Below are 18613 nucleotides of genomic sequence, written 5' to 3'. Positions count from 1 at the left end.
TGAAGGAGACACTGATGCCATAAGGGAGTTGTGTCATGAACGTTGTCATCGTCGAGAGTTCAAGCACCGTGCGCCTGCAACTGCAGGCCCTGCTGGCGAGCGAACCCAGGCTGCATGTCGTGGGGGAGGCGGCGGACGAGCCGTCCGCCATCCAGGTGATTGCCCGGACCCAGCCGGACGTGGTGCTGATGGACTTGGCACTGCAGCCGGGCAGCGGCCTGCGCGTGCTGCGGGCGGTGCGCCAGCTCGGCATCGGCGCCCGGGTGGTCGTGCTGAGCAACAGCTATTACGAGGAGATGCGGCGCGCCTGCGCGGAGCACGGCATCTCCGGCTTCTTCGACAAGAGCCGCCAGACCGACGAGGTGCTGGCGCTGCTGCGGAGCTGGTTGCCCCCGCTGACCTCGGGCGAGGACGAGCGTCAGGCCGCGGTCGACGGCCTGGACGTGCAGTCGCGGGTGCACGAGGCCTTCGACGAGCTGGCGGATCTGGCCTGCGACATCAGCGGCAGCGGCATGGCCGCGATCGGCCTGCTGGATCACGAGGATCACCGCCTGATCGGCGTGTCGGGGCTGAGCGTGCGGCTGCTGCCGCGCGATCGCGGCTTCTGCTCGCACGTGGTCAACGAGGGGCCGCTGATCGAGGTGCCGGACACCTGGCACGACGCGCGCTTCGCGGACCATCCGCTGGTGCAGGGCGCGCCGTATGTGCGCTTCTACGCGTCGGTGCCGCTGGCGTTGTACGGCGGCGAGGTGGTCGGCAGCTTGTGCGTGATGGACCGGCTGCCGCGCCGCCTGCGGGAGCGTCAGCGCGAGGCGCTGGTCACGCTGGCGCGCTGCGCGGTCAACGAGCTGGAGGCGCTGCGCCGCCAGCCCCGCCACATGGAACAGGCGATGAGCGCGGCAATGACGCTCTGAGCGCTTCGCGACGCGACGCACCGGACAGGCCCCGCGGGGCCTGTCGTCGTTTCAGGGCGAGGACGGACTGCGGCGCGCGCCGACGGGCCTCAGTGCGGCCAGGCGGTCGGCGCGTAGAGCGACGGATGGCTGACCAGGGACTCGAGCGGCAGCCGGCGGCCGGCGGCGTGGTCCTCGACGCATTGCAGGACCAGGGGGCTGCGATGACGGTCGCGGGAGGCGCGGATCTCGTCGAGCGTCATCCAGAGGGTGCGCTGGATGGGCTCGTCGAACGCTTGACCGGGAATCTGATCGCCGACCGAGCCGGTGAAGGCGAGGCGGACGTAGGTGACGTCGTCGCCGCGGTCGGGGCGCAGGAAGCGCGACATGTAGACGCCGAGGAAGGCGTCCGGCGTGAAGGGCCGGGCGGTTTCCTCGAGGACTTCGCGCAGGACGGCGTCGATGGGGGATTCGGCCTGTTCGAGGTGGCCGGCGGGATTGTTGAGCAGCAATCCGTCGCGGGTGAGCTCCTCGACCAGCAGATAGCGCCCGTCCTGCTCGATCACGGCGGCGACGGTGACGCTGGGCTTGAATCGTTCGGTCATGGTCCTTCCTGATGGGCGGCTCGGCTCGCCGCCGGGAGGCGGGACCGGCCACCTCGATGTGGGGTCGGGGCCGCATTGTGAGGGGGTTGGGTGACGGCTCCCGGCGCCCAGCGCCCCCCCTGGAGGAGGTGTTCCCTGAATCCGACACCTGGGTCGACGGGCGCCCCAAAAGCAAAAACCCCGGCAAGCCGGGGTTTTCTTCATCGTGCCGCGCCGATCTCAGCGGCGGCCGCGGTCATGGTCGTCATCGCGGTCGCGATCCTTGTCGCGGCCGTGTCCATGCCCGCGACCGCGGTCATGATCCCTATCCGGGCCGCGTCCAGGGCCACGGTCATCCCAATCCCGGCGTCCATCGGGACGCCAGCGGTACTCCGTGTGCTCCTCGCGATAGCGCGGTGCGTACACGTCGCGATACCAGTCGTCCCTCACGAAATACACGGGCCGTCCACACGCGTTGTACCGCGCGCAATGCTTGGCCCAATTCTTCTGATGCCCCGGCGGCACCCGCAGATACACCGCCGGCAGCGGGCGCGGCACCCGCTCCACCAGGATGGGCCGCTCATAAACGACCTGCGGCCGCACATTTCCGATGTCGATGGTTCCGTAGAACCCCGGTTCCCCGATGGTCACCGACACGCCCACATCCGCCGCGCGCGACGCCATCGGCGCCAGCGCGGCCGCAGCCAACGCACTGCTGAGGAGAATCTTCTTGATCATGGTCTGACTCCTTTCGAGTCCACATTTAACGCCATCCTCACCCCCGGCGAGGACCGTTGTTCACCACTCGAAACAGCTTTGCCGGAAGCTTGCCGCTTGGTGAAAACCCCTGTCTCGTGCGGGTCTCGCCCGGCCCGTCCCAGCGGCTAAGCTCCGCCCGACCCTGATTCAGAGCGAGGGAATCCAGATGCTGATCGGAGTGCCGCAGGAAACCGCGGCGGGGGAGGCGCGCGTGGCCGCGACGCCGGAGACCGTCAAGAAGCTGGTGGCGCAAGGACATGCCTTGCGCGTCCAGCAATCCGCAGGCCTGAACGCCAGCGTGACCGACGAGGCCTACGCCGCCGCCGGCGCTGAGATCGTCCCGCGCGAGCAGGCCTTCGCCGCCGAGCTGGTGCTCAAGGTCCGCGCGCCCGACGCGCAGGAGCTGGCCCTGCTCAGGCCCGGCACCGTCCTGGTCGGCATGCTCAACCCCTTCGACCGCGACGGCCTGCAAGCCCTGGCCGATGCCCGCCTCACCGCCTTCGCGCTCGAGGCCGCGCCGCGCACCACCCGCGCCCAGAGCATGGACGTGCTCTCCAGCCAGGCCAACCTGGCCGGCTACAAGGCGGTGATGCTGGCCGCCTTCCATTACCAGCGCCTGTTCCCGATGCTGATGACTGCCGCCGGCACCATCAAGGCGGCCCGCGTCGTCGTGCTGGGCGTGGGGGTCGCCGGCCTGCAGGCGATCGCGACCGCCAAGCGCCTGGGCGCGGTGATCGAGGCCTCCGATGTCCGGCCCTCGGTGAAGGAGCAGGTCGAATCCCTGGGCGCCAAGTTCATCGACGTGGCCTTCGAGACCGACGAGGAGCGCCAGGCCGCCGAGGGCGTCGGCGGCTACGCCCGCCCGATGCCGCCCAGCTGGCTGCAGCGCCAGCAGCTGGAAGTCGCCAAGCGCGTCGCGCAGGCGGACGTCGTCATCACCACCGCGCTCATCCCCGGCCGCCCGGCGCCGGTGCTGGTCACCGAGGAGATGGTCCGCGCGATGAAACCCGGCTCCGTCATCGTCGACATCGCCGCCCCGGCCGGCGGCAACTGCCCGCTGACCGAGCCCGGCCAGACCGTGCGCAAGCACGGCGTCACGCTGGTGGGCGAGACCAACCTGCCCGCGCTGGTCGCCGCCGACGCTTCCGCCCTCTACGCCCGCAACCTGCTCGACTTCCTCAAGCTGGTGCTGACGAAGGAGGCCGGCTTCGCCCTGCCCGCCGATGACGACATCGTCACCGCCTGCCTCGTCGCCCACGAGGGCCAGGTCTTGCGCAAGGCCTGACCCCGCGCGCGACCGGACCCGTCGCGCACCTGGAAACCGATACGTCGCATCACAGGAGCCTCTCCGCATGGACGCCGTCTCTCCCACCCTGATCAACCTGACGATCTTCGTGCTGGCCATCTACGTCGGCTACCACGTCGTCTGGACCGTCACGCCCGCGCTGCACACGCCGTTGATGGCCGTGACCAACGCGATCTCGGCGATCGTCATCGTCGGCGCGATGCTCGCCGCCGCGCTCACCGACACCCCGCTGGGAAAGACCATGGGCACGCTGGCCGTCGCGCTCGCGGCGGTCAACGTCTTCGGCGGTTTCCTCGTCACGCGCCGCATGCTGGAGATGTTCAAGAAGAAGGAGCGCAAGCCCGCCGCCAGTCCCGCCACCGATGCCTCCGCGGCCAAGAGCAAGGACTGACCCCATGTCGATGAACCTCGTCACGCTGCTGTACCTGATCGCGAGCGTCTGCTTCATCCAGGCGCTCAAGGGGCTCTCGCACCCGACCACCTCCATCCGCGGCAACCTCTTCGGCATGGCCGGCATGACCATCGCGGTGCTGACCACCGGCGCGCTCATCCTCAAGCTGGCCGGCGGCCAGACGCTGGGGCTGGGCTACGTGCTGGGCGGGCTGGTCGTTGGCGGCGGCATCGGCACCGTCATGGCCCAGCGCGTGGAGATGACCAAGATGCCGGAGCTGGTCGCCTTCATGCACAGCATGATCGGCCTGGCCGCGGTGTGCATCGCCGTCGCGGCGGTCGCGGAGCCCCATGCCTTCGGCATCGCCGTCCTCGGCGACCCCATCCCGGGCGGCAATCGCATCGAGCTCTCGCTGGGCTGCTTCATCGGCGCGGTGACCTTCTCCGGTTCCGTGATCGCCTTCGGCAAGCTCAGCGGCAAGTACAAGTTCCGGCTCTTCCAGGGCGCGCCAGTGACCTTCGCCGGCCAGCATTGGCTGAACCTGGCGCTGGGCCTGGCCGCGGCCTTCTTCGTCTTCGGCTTCTGGCACTCGCAGAGCTGGACCGACTTCATCCTCATCACCGCGCTGGGCTTCGCGCTGGGCGTGCTGCTGATCATCCCGATCGGCGGCGCCGACATGCCGGTGGTCGTGTCCATGCTCAACAGCTATTCCGGATGGGCGGCGGCGGGCATCGGCTTCTCGCTCAACAACAGCATGCTGATCATCGCGGGATCGCTGGTGGGCAGCTCGGGCGCGATCCTGAGCTACATCATGTGCAAGGCCATGAACCGGTCCTTCTTCAACGTGATCCTGGGCGGCTTCGGCGCCGAGGGCGCGACGACCGCAGCCTCCTCGCAACAGCGCAACGTCAAGAGCGGCAGCGCCGACGACGCCGCCTTCATCCTGGGCAACGCGGAGAGCGTCATCATCGTCCCCGGCTACGGCCTGGCCGTGGCGCGCGCCCAGCACGCGGTCAAGGAGCTGGCGCAGAAGCTGATCGAGCGCGGCGTGACCGTGCGCTACGCCATCCATCCGGTCGCCGGCCGCATGCCCGGCCACATGAACGTGCTGCTGGCCGAGGCCGAGGTCCCCTACGACCAGGTCCACGAGATGGAGGACATCAACGCCGAGTTCGGTCAGACCGACGTGGCCATCATCCTGGGCGCCAACGACGTGGTGAACCCCGCCGCGCTGCAGAAGGGCAGCCCCATCTACGGCATGCCCATCCTGGAGGCCTACAAGGCGCGCACGGTGATCGTGAACAAGCGCTCGATGGCGGCCGGCTACGCGGGCCTGGACAACGAGCTCTTCTACATGGACAAGACCATGATGGTCTTCGGCGACGCGAAGAAGGTCGTGGAGGACATGGTGAAGGCGGTCGAGTGAACACGACCGTCGCCCGGGGCCGGACGTGCCTCCGTCGTCGCTGATCGGACGACAGGCCACCTGCTCATTCGAGGGACGTGAATCTCAAGAAGGGTGAATGGCGACAACGAGGTGCACGTACTTGAGTTGATGCGTCATGGCGAGGTCCTGCGGAGACTGGCGGGTCTTCCTTTCGCAGACCACTCATGATGTCCGATCGCTCGCAGCTCCCGTTTCTCTCCCAGCCCGGCACCGCCCCCGAGCATCCGCCCTCGTCCAGCGTGGCGCCCGGCATGAGGCGAAGGCGCTTGGATGCCGAAGGACAGCCCCTTGCCGAGGCAGTGCGAGCGGTGGAAGCCGATGCGATGGCTCCGGTCCTGATCGAGCCCGTCTCCCCAGAGGCGATGCCAGCGTCGGGGACCCCGGCGGCACTGGACTCCGAATCCGCTGACGCGGGGGACATGTCCCCGCGCGACGATCGTTCCAGTCCATTGCTGGCCAGCGGGCTCGGCCTGCTCGGTATCGGGGGCGCGGCCGCGGTGGGCACGGTGGCCGCCGTTGCGGGAGGCTCCGGAGACGCGAAGCCGCCGACCAGCGTGACGCCGACACCGGAACTCCGGCCCAAGCCCGAAGAGAAACCGGAGCCGACCTCTCCGGAGGCCGAACGACCTTCGCCCGGGACGCCGACCCCCGGGACGCCGACCCCCGGGACGCCGACCCCCGGGACGCCGACCCCCGGGATGCCGACACCCGAAACCCCCGGACCAGCAACACCGACGCCCGTCACTCCCCAGCCGGAGACGCCGACACCTGGCGATCCCAAGCCGGAAACGCCGAAGCCCGTGGAGCCGACGCCCGAGCCACCCAAACCCGAGACCCCGACGCCGGAGCGGCCGGACATCGTCGCGCCGGACGCCCCCATCCTGACGCTGGCGATGGATACCGGCGCGAGCGACAGCGACCGCGTCACGGCGCGAGCCACGGTGCGGGTCGGTGGCTTGGAGACCGGCGCGCGTTGGATCTACAGCGTCGATGGCGGCGTCAACTGGTCCGAGGGAACCGGCCACGAGATCGCGGGGGATCGCTTCGGCGCGGACGGACACAAGGAGGCCCTGGTCCGGCAGATCGACCGGGCGGGCAACCATGGCTTGACCGCGCAGCTGGTCTTCGACCTGGACACCCAGGCCCCGCAGGCGCCGCTCGTGGCCACGACCAGCGGCACCTCCTTGCTCGGTCGAGCCGACGCGCTGCTCGCCCAGGGTCTGGAGTCGGGCGGCTCGCTGAGCTACAGCGTCGATGGTGGCGCGACCTGGCAAGAGGCCGACCGACCCCGGGTGTCGGCCGAGCGCCTGGGCGGGGAAGGCGAACGCGAGGTGCTCCTCCGGCAGACCGACCTGGCGGGGAACATCGGGCCCGCGCTCTCACGGACGCTCACCGTGGACCTGACGCCGCCCAAGGCCCTGTGGGTGAGCCTGCCCAACGATCCCGGGATCAGCGTGGAGGCATTGCAGGCCGGCGGCGAGAGCGTGGCCTTCACCAAACCGGGCACGATCTATTTCGGCGCCGTCGAGTCCGGCGCCCACGCCGAGTACAGCTGGAACGGCATCGACTGGAAGCCCGCCGCCTCGGTGGGGAGCATTCCGACCTCCGAGCAGCCCGGCGATGGCCTGCATCACCTGCAGATGCGCGTGACCGATGCCGCCGGCAACGAGACGCGCAGCGTCCGCGAGTTCACCATCGACGGCACGGCGCCATTGGCGCCCCGGCTGGAGCTGGTCAACGACACGGGCCGCAGTTCCAGCGATGGCATCACGGCGGACGGCACGCTGCGCATCGTCGGCCTGGAGGCAGGGGCCCGGTGGGAACTGAGCTCGAACCGCTTCGGCAACATCGCGCTCATGGGCTCCGGTGACGTGATCCCGCAGTCCCTCTACGACCGGACCTCCAATACCGCGGTGGAGGTGATCCTTCGCCAGATCGACCAGGCGGGCAACTACAGCCCGCAAGCGCACTTCAAGTTCACGCTCGATCCAGCTGCCGCGGGTGGCGTGCTTCCGGTCTGACCGGCAGGGCCCCGTCGCGGGACGCGCCGGTCCCGCGATCTCTCGACCCGCCCGTCGGACCTCGCGGGGCCCCTCGGCCCGAGTGGTTGCTCCCCGCCGGGCCCATCGCATAGCATCGACCGCCGCCGGCCCGTCGCCCCTGGATCTCCCTGCCAGCGGCACCGGCCGGCATCCAGTCGCGTTGCGAGGGAGTGCGTCGCCTTGGCCGTCTTGACGTCGTCGATGGAGAGCCGCGCCGCCAAGCCGGCCGTTTCGCTTCGGCGGCTGGCGACGTTGATCGTGCTGCCGCTGCTGACGCTGGCGGCCGTTCACCTGTTCTCGCGCCACTACGGCACCGCGATGCCGCCGCAAGTGCTGCGCCTCGCCGAGGCCCGGCTGCTGCCCGGGGACGCGCACGATCCCGCGCAGGTCCCCGGCGCGTTGCCGGAGACCTCGGCCGCGTCCGATGCGGCGGCCCACCCGCTCGTGGCGCCGCCCCGGGTCGTGTCCCGCCCGTTGAACCCCACGGCGACGCCGACCCCGCTCCCCTCCACCACGCCCACGACCCCCTCCGTGTCCCTGGCGCCGGGGCATGTGGTCGCGCTGCCGGTGCAGATCCACGACACGGATGCGCCGGGACCGCTGTGGTTCGCGCTCGATTTCCGCCTCGAGCAGTCGGCGCAGGCGCCGTACTGGCTGGTGATCCAGCATCGACCGTCGGCGACGGTCTACCTCGATGGGCAGCTGATCGCCACCTCCAGCCCCGGCAGCGGCTACGCCGCGGAGGACGAGGACGATCTCGCCCAACGCGGTCTGCTGCTGGCGGGCCGCCGCCTGCAGGTCAGCATCCCGCCGGCCCTGCTCCCCGCGGGCGATCACCGCCTGAGCCTGCGCCTGGCGCGGCCTGGCTTCGAAGGCGCCGGGCTGTCGGCCCCGCTGCTGGGTCCGTCCTCGCAGATCCGCACGCTGCAGGAGGGACGCCGCTTCTGGCAGGTCGCGCGGGTCACGACGGCGCTCGCCGGGATCGTCATCGGCGCCTTCATGCTCATGGTCTGGCTGGCCCTGCGGCAGGAATGGCTCTACGGCGTCACCGGGGTCTTCTGTCTCTGCACGGCGCTGCTCTTGTCGCCCTACCTGCTCAACGGCGCGCTGTTCCCGGCGCCGTGGTGGCGGGTGACGCTGGACCTGGCGGACGTGCTGTCCAAGGCGCTGCTGCTGTTCCTGGTGGCGCGCTTGTCGGGAATCGCCGCGCGCTGGCCGGAACGGATGGCCGCGGGCTATCTGGTGCTCGGCACCGTCATCGACGGCGCCGCCGCGTTCCTGGGCTGGAGCTGGACCGACTTCCACCACCCCTGGCCCTGGTGGGCGCTGGGCAGCCGCGCGGTGGTGCTGGCCACCGCGACGCTGCTGGCCGCACGCGCCGCGCTGGGCACGACACGGCGCGCTCCGCTGGTCGGCGCCTGCGCGGTCGCGCTGTCGGGGTGGGTCTGGCTCTACGTGAGCTGGCTCGCGCTGGTGCTGTCGCGGCAGATGAGCGTCGTGGACATCAACGTCGTGGGGCACGGCGCGCTGATCGCGATGGCGGGCGTGGCCTTGCAGCGTCGCTTCGTCGGCTCGCTGCGCGACGAGGCGATGGCGCGCGTGCGGCTGGAGCAGGCGCTCGACGCGCGCACCCGCGAGCTGCAGGCTCGCTGGGAGCAACTCCAGGACAGCGAGCGCCAGCGCACCGCCGCGCAGGAGCGCGAGCGGCTGCTGCAGGAGATGCACGACGGCCTGGGCTCGCAGCTGGTGACCGCGCGCCTGTGCGCGGAACGCGGCGTCGCCTCGGAGTCCATGGTGGGGCTGCTCGACGAGTGCATCCGGGAGATGCGTCTGACGGTCGACGCGCTGGCGGTGACCGATGGCGACCTCACGCTGCTGCTGGCCAACCTGCGGCACCGCCTCGCGCCGCGCTTGCAGGACGCGGGCCTGACGCTGGACTGGCAGCTCGCCGACGTCCCGCTGGTGCCGGCGCTGCGCGGTGTCGGCGGCCGCGAGCTGATCCGCATCGTGCAGGAGGCGCTGAGCAACGTGATTCACCACGCCGGCGCGACGCGGGTGCGCTTCGAGACCCGCGTGGTCGTCGATGCCGAGGGCCCGCCGGGCGCGCGGGCGGTGGAGCTGCTGATCGCCGACGACGGCCGCGGCATGGATCCGGCCGGCCGCGCCGGCAACGGCCTGCGCGGCATGCGCCGCCGCGCCGGGCAGCTCGGCGCCCGCATCGACTGGCGCGAACCCCGCCACGACGGGGCCCGCGGCGGGACCGCGCTGGTCCTGACCTTGCCGCTGCGCTGATTCGTGGCCTACCCGATGCGTTCTGGAGTCATCTCTCCACTTTGTGCGCTCTATCGAATCCCCTGATGGGGGGCGCATGGCGATCGGCGAGAATCCGCGCCGATACCTTGGAGACAGAACAATGGAGAAAAGCTGGCTGAAGCACTATCCGGCGGGGGTGCCTGCCGCGATCAATGCGGATGTCCATCCCTCGCTGGTCGAGCTGATGGAAACGGCGTTCAAGCAGTTTCCGGAGCGGCCGGCCTACAAGATGCTGGGTCGGTCCGTCAGCTTCGCGCAGATCGACGAGGCCTCGCGCGCGATGGCCGCCTACCTGCAGGGCCTGGGACTCGAGAAGGGCGACCGCGTCGCGCTGATGATGCCCAACGTCCCCCAGTACCCCGTCGCCGTCGCGGCCGTGCTGCGCGCGGGCTACGTGGTGGTCAACGTCAATCCGCTGTACACGCCGCGGGAGCTGGAGCACCAGCTCAAGGATTCCGGCGCCAAGGCGATCGTCATCATCGAGAACTTCGCGGCCACGCTGCAGCAGGTGATCGGCCACGTCCCGACCAAGCACATCGTGCTGGCCGCGATGGGCGACATGATGGGCTTCGCCAAGGGCCTGGTCATCAACTACGTGGTTCGCAAGGTCAAGAAGCTGGTGCCGGCCTTCGAGCTGCCCGGCGCCGTGCGCTTCAACGACGCGCTGGCCAAGGGCCGCTCGCTCACCTACACCCGGCCGCAGACCGGTCCCAACGACATCGCGGTGCTGCAGTACACCGGCGGCACGACCGGCGTCTCCAAGGGCGCGGTGCTGCTGCATCGCAACCTGGTGGCCAACACGCTGCAGTGCGAGGCCTGGTACCAGCCGGCGCTCAAGAAGATCCCGGCCGGCGAGCAGCTCATGAGCGTCTGCGCGCTGCCGCTGTATCACATCTTCGGATTCACCACGAATCTGATGCTGTCGATGCGGGTGGGCGGCTGCAACGTGCTGATCCCCAATCCGCGTGACCTGCCCGCCGTGTTCAAGGAGCTGAGCCACCACAAGGTGCACAGCTTCCCGGCGGTGAACACGCTGTTCATGGCGATGGCGCACCACCCGGAATTCGGATCGGTGGACTGGAGCGGCCTGGTGATCTCGGTCGGCGGCGGCATGGCCGTGCAGCAGGCCACCGCCAAGCTGTGGCTGGACAAGACCGGCTGCCCCATCGTCGAGGGCTACGGCCTGTCCGAGACCTCTCCCGTGGCCTGCTGCAACCCGACCGACAGCACCGCCTACACGGGCTCGATCGGCCTGCCGCTGCCCGGCACCGAGGTCAAGCTGCTGGACGACGACGGCAACGAGGTCCCGGCGGGCAGCCCCGGCGAGATCGCGATCCGCGGCCCGCAGGTGATGGCCGGCTACTGGCAGCGCCCGGACGAGACCGCCAAGGTCATGACGCCGGACGGCTTCTTCCGCACCGGCGACGTCGGCACGGTGGACGAGCGCGGCTACTTCCGCATCGTCGACCGCAAGAAGGACATGATCCTGGTCAGCGGCTTCAACGTCTATCCGAACGAGATCGAGGACGTGCTGACGCTGATGCCGGGCGTGCTGGAATGCGCCGCGGTGGGCGTGCCGGACGAGAAGGCGGGCGAGACGGTGAAGGTCGTCATCGTGCGCAAGAACCCGGCGCTGACCGAGGCCGACGTGAAGGCCTACTGCGAGGCCAACCTCACCGGCTACAAGCGTCCGCGCATCATCGAGTTCCGCAACGAGCTGCCCAAGACGCCGGTCGGCAAGGTCCTGCGGCGTGAATTGCGCGACAAGAAGTAGCCTTTCGTCACCGTTCCGCGGGAATCTGCCCGGGCGCATCGCGCCCGTGACGGCCTAAGCTTCGCCCCCTGGAGGAGGCAAGGCCGTGCTCGAAGAACGCTACGAAAAGACCGAGGCCGGACGAGCGGAGATCAAGTCGCGCGCGCTGGTGCAGGCGCGCGTCGCCCGCAACCTGCTGCTGGTGATCGATGCCGGGAAGTCCGGCGGCGATTGGCTGGGGCTGGTGCAGGGCGCGACTCCCGCGGATCTGGAACTGTTGCTGCAGCACCGGCTGGTGCAGGTCACCGCCGGCGCGCCGCTGTCGCGACCGATGGGCGCGATCGCGACGCCGATCGGCGCGGGATCGTCGGCCGCCGGGCCGTCGTCCCGGATCTCGGGGGCCTCGGCGTCCAAGCCCGCGCCCTCGCGGCTGGCGGGCACGCCCACCTCGACGCTGGACTTCTCCCAGCTGTACACGGCGCTGTCCGCCTTCGCCAAGGGGCAGGGTCTGCTCAAGGGCTACAAGCTGACGCTGGAGGTCGAGCAGTGCGCCGACCTGCAGCAGCTGCAGACGCTGGCGCTGGACATCATCGATCGCGTGCGCGCGAGCAAGGGCGACGCCGCGGCCCACGAACTGCGTGCGACACTGGGCTTTCACTGACCTCGGATCGCGGCGGCCTGCGGCCTCCTGACCGGGGTCGCGGCCCGTTCGTCATCCATCGTTGGGGAACTCATGTCCACTTCCTATCGCGTCGCGGTGCTGGTCGGCAGCCTGCGCAAGGCCTCCTACAACCGCAAGCTGGCGCTCGCGCTGGCGCAGCTGGCCCCGGCCGAGCTGCAGCTGCAGATCGTCGAGATCGGCGACCTGCCCTTCTACAACGAGGACGACGCGGCCGAGCCGCCCGCCGCCTGGGTCAAGTTCCGCGAGGCCGTCAAGGGCTCGGACGCGGTGCTGTTCGTCAGCCCGGAATACAACCGCTCGATCCCCGGCGCGCTGAAGAACGCACTGGACGTGGGCTCGCGCCCGTACGGCCACAACGCCTTCGACGGCAAGCCGGCCGCGGTGATCACGCTGTCCCCCGGCGCGCTGGGCGGTTTCGGCGCCCACCACCATCTGCGCCAGGTGCTGGCCTGCCTGAACACGCCGCTGCTGCCCTCGCCCGAGGTCTACCTGGGCGGCGCGGGCGAGATGTTCACCGCCGAGGGCGGCATCGCCAAGCCGGAGACCGAAGCCTTCCTGCGCAAGGTCATGGTCGCCTTCGCGAGCTGGGTGCGCAAGCACAAGGAGTGAAGGTTGGCGGTTCGACTGTTTGTCGAGGTGGCGCTGGCCACCTCGGGCGAGGGCGACGATCTGGCGCTCCCGCCGGGCGCGGCGCGTCACGTGCAGGTGCTGCGGCTGCAGCCGGGGGAGGCGGTCACGCTCTTCGACGGCAGCGGCGATGAATGGACCGCCGAGGTCACCGCGATGGGCCGCAGCGAGGTGCGGGTCGCGCTGAAGTCGCGTCAGGCCGTGGACCGCGAGCTGCGGCGCGCGGTGACGCTGGCGGTGGTGATGCCGGCCAACGACCGGATGGACGGCATCGTCGAGAAGGCCTGCGAGCTGGGCGCCGTGGCGATCCAGCCGCTGATGAGCGAGCGCTCGGTGCTCAGGCTCAGCGGCGAGCGCGCGGAGAAGAAGCGCGCGCACTGGCAGGGCGTGGCGATCGCGGCGGCGGAGCAATGCGGCCGCGCGAAGCCGCTGCAGGTCGCGGCGGTGAAGACCTTGAGCGCCTGGTTGGCGGAACTCGATGCGGACGCTCAGACCGATGCTGGCGAGCAGCGCTGGCTGCTGAGCCCGGTCGCCGCGCAGCCCCTGTCGGTGCTGACGGCGTCCTCTGGCGAGTCGAATCGTGTCGTGGTCCTCAGCGGACCCGAGGGAGGCCTCAGCGAGGCCGAGGAACAGTCCGCCCGTGCCCGCGGCTTCCATGCCGCGAAGCTCGGTCCGCGGATCCTGCGAGCGGACACGGCGCCGTTGGCGGTGCTGGGGTGGTTGGCGCTGGGCGAGTGCTAGTCCGGGCGCAGATTCATGGTCGATCCGCCGGGCGGCTCCAGGCCGCCAGCAGTGGTGTGTGGTCTCGCGAGGTGTGCATCACGTGAGTGACTTCGACGGCGTCGCCATCGAGGACGCGAAAGAAGATCCGGTAGCTGCCGTGCGTGCATCGTCGAAGCCCGCTGCTCTGGAAGCCTTGGAGCAAGGGGTATGACTCACCCATGCGACTCAAGCTGGCGATCTTCGCGCGCAACTCGCCAATGAACGAGTCCGCGCGTCGCCTGTTCCTTGCCGCGATGTATTGGTGTATCGACCGCAAATCCGCCCATGCCTCCGGGTGGAGGCTGACCTTCATTCGATGCCACCGCCTTGGATGCCGAGCTCACGATACAGTCGATCGAATGCCTCATCCACTGGGATGTAGGCGGAGGATGGCGTCGTCAGACGACGCTCCAGCAGGTCGGTGAACTCGCTGACTTGCGCCTCTCGCCAGCCCCGCAACTCCTCGCTCTCGCGCAGCACTTGCGCCCGCGACGAATACGTTCCGTTCTCGATCAGATTCAGCACGACGGCCTCCAGTTCGGGTCCCAGGTCTGCATGAATCATCTCGGCCCTCCCATCGGAAAGAAATCGCATCGTCGGGGGTGACCCCATCCCCTCCAAGGAGGGGCGGGTTGTTCGAAGCTATTCGTCCTTGTCAGCGCTCGGCTTGCGCGCCGAGCCCGCCACCAGGTCGAAGCGGAACAGCCGGCATTCGATCGGGCCGTTCCACATCGGGATGCGGCGCGATTCCTTCAGCCGCATCTTGCTCGGCAGCTTCATCTCGGGACACAGCAGCCAGGCGGTCCAACCCGCCGGGTGCTGCGTGTACGCGCGCTTCCAATGCGCCGACAGGCGCGGGAAGAAGTCGTCGCCGGCATCGCGTTCCTCCGACAGCGCGCCACCGTCCATGCGGTGCGTGCCGGCCTTGCCGCGCACCTCGATGCGCTCGCCGTAAGGCGGGTTCAGCATCAGCGTGCCGGGCACGTCGTCGGGCAGCTGCGGCGCCGGGCGTTCCAGCGCGTCGCCGCCGTTGAACTGGATGTACTGGGCCACGCCGGCGCGCTCGGCATTGCGGCGCGCGAAGTCGACCATCCGGAACGACACGTCGCTCGCGAAGATCGGGACCTCGGAGGGGCGCTCGGCGGCGCGGGCCTCGTCCTTCATCGCGCGCCACGCGGGCAGCTGCGACTGGAAGGGGCGCAGCTTCTCGAAGGCGAAGCGGCGCTGGATGCCGGGGGCGATGTTGCAGGCGATGGTGGCCGCCTCCACCGGGATGGTGCCGGAGCCGCAGCACGGGTCCAGCAGCGCGCCGCCTTCGGCCCGCGTGCCCTTCCAGCCCGCGGCCGCCAGCATCGCCGCGGCCAGCGTCTCCTTCAGCGGCGCGTCGCCCTTGTCCTCGCGCCAGCCGCGCTTGAACAGCGATTCGCCGGAACTGTCGACGTAGACCGTCGCGAGGTACTCCGTCAGGTGCAGCTGCAGCGGGAGATCGGGCCAGCGCGTGTCCACGCTGGGACGCTCGCCGGAGTCCTCGCGCAGCACGTCGCAGACGGCGTCCTTCACGCGCAGCGTCGCGAAGTTCAGGCTGTGCAGCGGGGAGCGTTGCGCGGTGGTGTCCACGCGCAGCGTCTGGCGAGGGGTGATCCACCGGGTCCAGTCCACGGTGCGGGCGATCGCGTAGATGTCGTCCTCGTGCTGGTACTCCTCGCGGGCGACCTCGATCAGCACGCGCTGCGCGAGGCGGCTGTGCAGGTTGAGCCGCATGACCGCGCCCAGCGTGCCGTACAGGCCGACGCCGCCGCGGAAGGCCTTGGGGCCCTCGAGGCATTCGTCCGGGCCCAGGATGCGCCGGACCTCGTCCTCCAGCCAGTCTTCGACGCCGGCGGCGCAGGGCAGGAACAGGTGGTAGGCGGACTCGGACATCGTGTGGGCGGGGTGTGCGGGCGCGGAAGCGCCGGGGGATCGAGCGGGGATTGTCCCACTGACGGTCTCAGACGGATCGACGGCCCTCACCCCCGCCCTCTCCCGCGCAGCGGAAGAGGGGGCAAGACGGCAGCTCCCACTGGCGGGAGCGGGCGTGGTCTGGCGTCCGCGTCGGGCGTGACCTCAGCGCGTCTTGCGCAGATTCGCCGGAGCGAGCTTGAGCGCCTCGCGGTACTTGGCGACGGTGCGGCGGGCGACGGTGATGCCCTGCTCGCCCAGCATCGTCGAGAGCTGGCTGTCGGACAGCGGGCTCGTCGCGTCCTCGGCAGCGATGAACTGCTTGATCAGCGCCCGCACCGCCGTGCTCGACGCGTTGCCGCCGGCCTCGGTCGACAGGCTCGAACCGAAGAAGTACTTCAGCTCGAAGGTCCCCCACGGCGTCGCCATGTACTTGGCCGTCGTGACGCGGGAGATGGTGGACTCGTGCAGCCCTAGTTCGTCGGCGATCTCGCGCAGCACCAGCGGCTTCATCGCCAGCTCGCCATGCGTGAAGAAGCCGCGCTGGCGCTCGACGATGGCCTCGCTGACGCGCTGGATGGTGTCGAAGCGCTGCTGGATGTTCTTGATGAACCAGCGCGCCTCCTGCAGCTGCCCGCCCAGCGGCGAGTTGCTCACGCCCCCGCGCGTCGCGCGCAGCGCCTGCGCGTACAGGTCGTTGATGCGCAGCTTGGGCAGCACATCCGGATTGATCATCACGCGGAAGTTGCGCCCCGCCTTCTGCACGATCACGTCGGGCACCACGGGGCGGTTCTCGCTGCGCGCGTAGCGGCGGCCGGGCTTGGGCTCCAGGCCGGCGATCAGCGATTGCGCCTCGCGCAGCAGCTCCTCGTCCGCGCCGGTGAGCGACATCATCCGTCGCCAGTCGCGCTTGGCCAGCAGCTCCAGATGGCGGCGGCAGATCACGATGGCCAGGGCCTGCTCGGGCGAGCGCGGCAGCACGCGCAGCTGCAACTCCAGGCACTCGCCCAGGTCGCGCGCGCCGACGCCGGCGGGCTCCATCGACTGCAGCCACTTGAGCGCCACCTTGAAGCGGTCCAGCAGCTCCTCGCGCTGCTCCTCGTCGGCTTCCTCGCCCAGGATGGCGGCGACCAGCTCCTCGAGCGGGTCCTCCAGATAGCCGTCCTCGTTGAGCGACTCGATCAGCGCCAGCAGCGCCGCGCGGTCCAGCTCGCCCAGCGTCATGCCCGGCATCTGACCGCGCAGCACGTCCTGCAGCGATTCGTCGGGCGATTCGGTGTCGCGGATGCCGTCGAAGTCGTCGCCCTCGGTGCCGTTCTCCCAGTCGTCGCGCTCGGTGGTGCCGAACTCCTCGGCCCGCATCTCGTCGCCGGCCGGCGCGTCGCCGGTGGTCGATTCCGAGTCGCTCTGCGCGACGCGTTCCTCGCGTTCCTCGCGCTCGGTCAGGCGTTCCTGCGTCGAGGCGGGCAGCGGAGCGTCGAACTCCTCGTCCGTCTCCAGCAGCGGATTGCTGGCGAGCATCTGCTCCACCTCCTGGTGGAGCTCCAGCGTCGACAGCTGCAGCAGACGGATGGACTGCTGCAGCTGAGGCGTCAGCGCAAGATGCTGGGACAGGCGTACCTGTAGCGTCGGCCTCATGTCGACTCCCGGCCCTTACATCTTGAAGTGTTCGCCGAGGTAGACCCTGCGCACGTCCTGATGCTCGACGATGTGCTGGGGCGTGCCTTCGGCGAGCACCGCCCCCTCGCTGATGATGTAGGCGCGATCGCAGATGCCCAGCGTCTCGCGCACGTTGTGATCGGTGATCAGCACGCCGATGCCGCGCTGCTTCAGGAAGCGGATGATCCGCTGGATCTCCAGCACCGCGATCGGGTCCACGCCGGCGAAAGGCTCGTCCAGCAGGATGAAGCGCGGCTGCGTGGCCAGCGCGCGCGCGATCTCGACGCGCCGGCGCTCGCCGCCCGACAGCGCCGGGGCCGGCGTGTCGCGCAGCTTCTCGATGGAGAGCTCGTTGAGCAGCTTGTCCAGTTCCGCGTCGATGCGCGACGACGACCAGGACTTGCCCTTCTCGTCGAGCTGCAGCTCCAGCACGGCGCGGATGTTCTCCTCGACGTTGAGCTTGCGGAAGATGGACGCTTCCTGCGGCAGGTAGCTCAGGCCCAGGCGCGAGCGCTGATGGATGGGGAGGTCCTGCACCGGCTGGCCGTCGATCTGGATCTCGCCGGCATCGGCCCGGACCAGGCCCACGATCATGTAGAAGCTGGTCGTCTTGCCGGCGCCGTTGGGGCCCAGCAGGCCCACGACCTCGCCGCTGTGCAGGTCCAGGTGGACGTTCTTGACCACCTTGCGCACGCCGTAAGTCTTCTGCAGCCCCCAGGCCTGCAGGCGGCTGGCGGCGGTGTTCACGCGGGTTTGGCTCATTGCGGGGTCTGACGCGGCGTCAGGTTGATGCTGGGCCGCAGGGGCAGCGGGGCGCTGCTGGCGGGCAGCGGCTCGCTGGCGGCGTTGCGGGGCATCAGCACGACGCGGCCGCGGCCGCTCGGGTGCGGGGAGCCGGCGCCGGTCTCGACCACCAGGCGCTCGGTGCGGTTGTCATAGTTCAGCGTCGCGCCCGACAGCGCCTGCTTGAGCTGGTCGCCTTGCATGATCCGCGCCTCGGCGTTGCCGACCAGGCGGATGGTCTCGCTGCGGGTGTCGTACTCGATCTGGTCGGCGCGGCCCTCGATGCGCTCGCCCGGGGTGTCGCGGTCCTGCTTGAACTGGACCTGCTTGCCGGTGTTGCCGTTGGCGTAGGCCTGGTAGTAGCCGTCGGCCGTCTCCTGCACGTCCATGCGCTCGGCGCGCAGGACCATGGAGCCCTTGGTCAGGATCACGTTGCCGTTGAACTCGGAGCGCTGCTTGACCTTGTCGATCGCGCCTTCCCGGTCGAAGACCAGGTTCAACGGCTTGTTGCGGTCATCCTTGGCCGCCTGCGCCCACGGGGACAGCAGGGCCAGCGCGAGGACGCTGCACAGCAGAAGAGGGCGACGAAGCGGCATGGGGAATCCTGACGGCACAAAACTTGCAGGCCATTCTAGCCACGCCATCCACGGGGTGCAGGAGCTCCCCCCGCGCCA

Annotated in this window: 18 protein-coding genes; 10 read left to right on the top strand and 8 right to left on the bottom strand. The window is 69.8% G+C overall.

The window, feature by feature from the left end; translation table 11 throughout:
* The first annotated feature begins 35 nt into the window (after nucleotides 1-35).
* Entirely contained in the window at nucleotides 36-914 is an 879-nt protein-coding gene (locus MCHT01_RS24540) for a response regulator (protein WP_067070145.1), read from the top strand.
* A gap of 89 nt (nucleotides 915-1003) precedes the next feature.
* On the opposite strand, the gene MCHT01_RS24535 is transcribed toward MCHT01_RS24540, so the two are convergent.
* Nucleotides 1004-1498 (bottom strand): NUDIX hydrolase, encoded by a 495-nt coding sequence (locus MCHT01_RS24535; RefSeq protein WP_067070143.1) that lies wholly within the window; start codon nucleotides 1496-1498, stop codon nucleotides 1004-1006.
* A 219-nt stretch (nucleotides 1499-1717) separates the two neighbouring features.
* Nucleotides 1718-2215 carry a hypothetical protein gene (locus MCHT01_RS25890; protein WP_218017945.1) on the bottom strand — a complete coding sequence of 166 codons (498 nt, stop codon included), beginning with the start codon at nucleotides 2213-2215 and terminating at the stop codon, nucleotides 1718-1720.
* A 187-nt stretch (nucleotides 2216-2402) separates the two neighbouring features.
* Here MCHT01_RS25890 and MCHT01_RS24530 point away from each other — a divergent pair, with 187 nt between their 5' ends.
* From MCHT01_RS24530 to MCHT01_RS24490, 9 genes are all read left to right on the top strand, one after another.
* A complete protein-coding gene (locus MCHT01_RS24530) occupies nucleotides 2403-3521 on the top strand; it encodes a Re/Si-specific NAD(P)(+) transhydrogenase subunit alpha (protein ID WP_067070140.1) in 1119 nt (372 codons plus the stop codon).
* Between the two features lie 67 nt (nucleotides 3522-3588).
* On the top strand, nucleotides 3589-3933 hold the full coding sequence (locus MCHT01_RS24525) for an NAD(P) transhydrogenase subunit alpha part 2 (protein ID WP_067070137.1): 345 nt from the start codon (nucleotides 3589-3591) through the stop codon (nucleotides 3931-3933).
* Between the two features lie 4 nt (nucleotides 3934-3937).
* Nucleotides 3938-5359: an NAD(P)(+) transhydrogenase (Re/Si-specific) subunit beta gene (locus MCHT01_RS24520; protein WP_067070134.1), complete on the top strand. Its 1422-nt coding sequence runs from the start codon at nucleotides 3938-3940 to the stop codon at nucleotides 5357-5359.
* 719 nt (nucleotides 5360-6078) lie between these two features.
* The gene (locus MCHT01_RS27905) at nucleotides 6079-7401 is read left to right on the top strand and encodes a hypothetical protein (RefSeq protein ID WP_169806203.1); all 1323 of its coding nucleotides are present in this window, start codon (nucleotides 6079-6081) and stop codon (nucleotides 7399-7401) included.
* A 201-nt stretch (nucleotides 7402-7602) separates the two neighbouring features.
* The gene (locus MCHT01_RS24510; protein ID WP_148661706.1) at nucleotides 7603-9714 is read left to right on the top strand and encodes a sensor histidine kinase; all 2112 of its coding nucleotides are present in this window, start codon (nucleotides 7603-7605) and stop codon (nucleotides 9712-9714) included.
* 121 nt (nucleotides 9715-9835) lie between these two features.
* A complete protein-coding gene (locus MCHT01_RS24505) occupies nucleotides 9836-11509 on the top strand; it encodes a long-chain-fatty-acid--CoA ligase (RefSeq protein ID WP_067070126.1) in 1674 nt (557 codons plus the stop codon).
* A gap of 85 nt (nucleotides 11510-11594) precedes the next feature.
* Nucleotides 11595-12149 (top strand): hypothetical protein, encoded by a 555-nt coding sequence (locus MCHT01_RS24500; RefSeq protein ID WP_067070123.1) that lies wholly within the window; start codon nucleotides 11595-11597, stop codon nucleotides 12147-12149.
* A gap of 72 nt (nucleotides 12150-12221) precedes the next feature.
* On the top strand, nucleotides 12222-12779 hold the full coding sequence (locus MCHT01_RS24495; protein WP_067070121.1) for an NADPH-dependent FMN reductase: 558 nt from the start codon (nucleotides 12222-12224) through the stop codon (nucleotides 12777-12779).
* 3 nt (nucleotides 12780-12782) lie between these two features.
* The gene (locus tag MCHT01_RS24490; RefSeq protein ID WP_084453323.1) at nucleotides 12783-13538 is read left to right on the top strand and encodes a 16S rRNA (uracil(1498)-N(3))-methyltransferase; all 756 of its coding nucleotides are present in this window, start codon (nucleotides 12783-12785) and stop codon (nucleotides 13536-13538) included.
* A gap of 13 nt (nucleotides 13539-13551) precedes the next feature.
* Here the strand turns inward: MCHT01_RS24490 and MCHT01_RS27955 are convergent, their stop codons facing one another.
* The 6 genes from MCHT01_RS27955 to lptA all read right to left on the bottom strand — a co-directional run bounded on the left by MCHT01_RS27955 (nucleotide 13552) and on the right by lptA (nucleotide 18535).
* Nucleotides 13552-13872 (bottom strand): type II toxin-antitoxin system RelE/ParE family toxin, encoded by a 321-nt coding sequence (locus MCHT01_RS27955; protein ID WP_067070118.1) that lies wholly within the window; start codon nucleotides 13870-13872, stop codon nucleotides 13552-13554.
* Entirely contained in the window at nucleotides 13869-14123 is a 255-nt protein-coding gene (locus MCHT01_RS24480; RefSeq protein ID WP_067070115.1) for a hypothetical protein, read from the bottom strand. The genes MCHT01_RS27955 and MCHT01_RS24480 overlap by 4 nt, the downstream gene beginning before the upstream one ends.
* Before the next feature lie 78 nt (nucleotides 14124-14201).
* Nucleotides 14202-15479 carry a THUMP domain-containing class I SAM-dependent RNA methyltransferase gene (locus MCHT01_RS24475; RefSeq protein WP_067070112.1) on the bottom strand — a complete coding sequence of 426 codons (1278 nt, stop codon included), beginning with the start codon at nucleotides 15477-15479 and terminating at the stop codon, nucleotides 14202-14204.
* 183 nt (nucleotides 15480-15662) lie between these two features.
* On the bottom strand, nucleotides 15663-17135 hold the full coding sequence (locus tag MCHT01_RS24470) for an RNA polymerase factor sigma-54 (RefSeq protein ID WP_067070109.1): 1473 nt from the start codon (nucleotides 17133-17135) through the stop codon (nucleotides 15663-15665).
* A gap of 15 nt (nucleotides 17136-17150) precedes the next feature.
* The gene (gene lptB / locus MCHT01_RS24465; protein ID WP_067070106.1) at nucleotides 17151-17918 is read right to left on the bottom strand and encodes an LPS export ABC transporter ATP-binding protein; all 768 of its coding nucleotides are present in this window, start codon (nucleotides 17916-17918) and stop codon (nucleotides 17151-17153) included.
* A complete protein-coding gene (gene lptA, locus MCHT01_RS24460) occupies nucleotides 17915-18535 on the bottom strand; it encodes a lipopolysaccharide transport periplasmic protein LptA (RefSeq protein WP_067070104.1) in 621 nt (206 codons plus the stop codon). The genes lptB and lptA overlap by 4 nt, the downstream gene beginning before the upstream one ends.
* Nucleotides 18536-18613: the final 78 nt, after the last annotated feature.

Origin of the sequence: Mitsuaria chitosanitabida ATCC BAA-476 = NBRC 102408 (genome assembly GCF_001598255.1) — a bacterium.
In the GTDB taxonomy this organism is placed as follows: domain Bacteria; phylum Pseudomonadota; class Gammaproteobacteria; order Burkholderiales; family Burkholderiaceae_C; genus Roseateles; species Roseateles chitosanitabidus.
The sequence above is the reverse complement of the archived record's forward strand: the minus strand, read 5'-3'. Positions and strand labels throughout refer to the sequence as shown.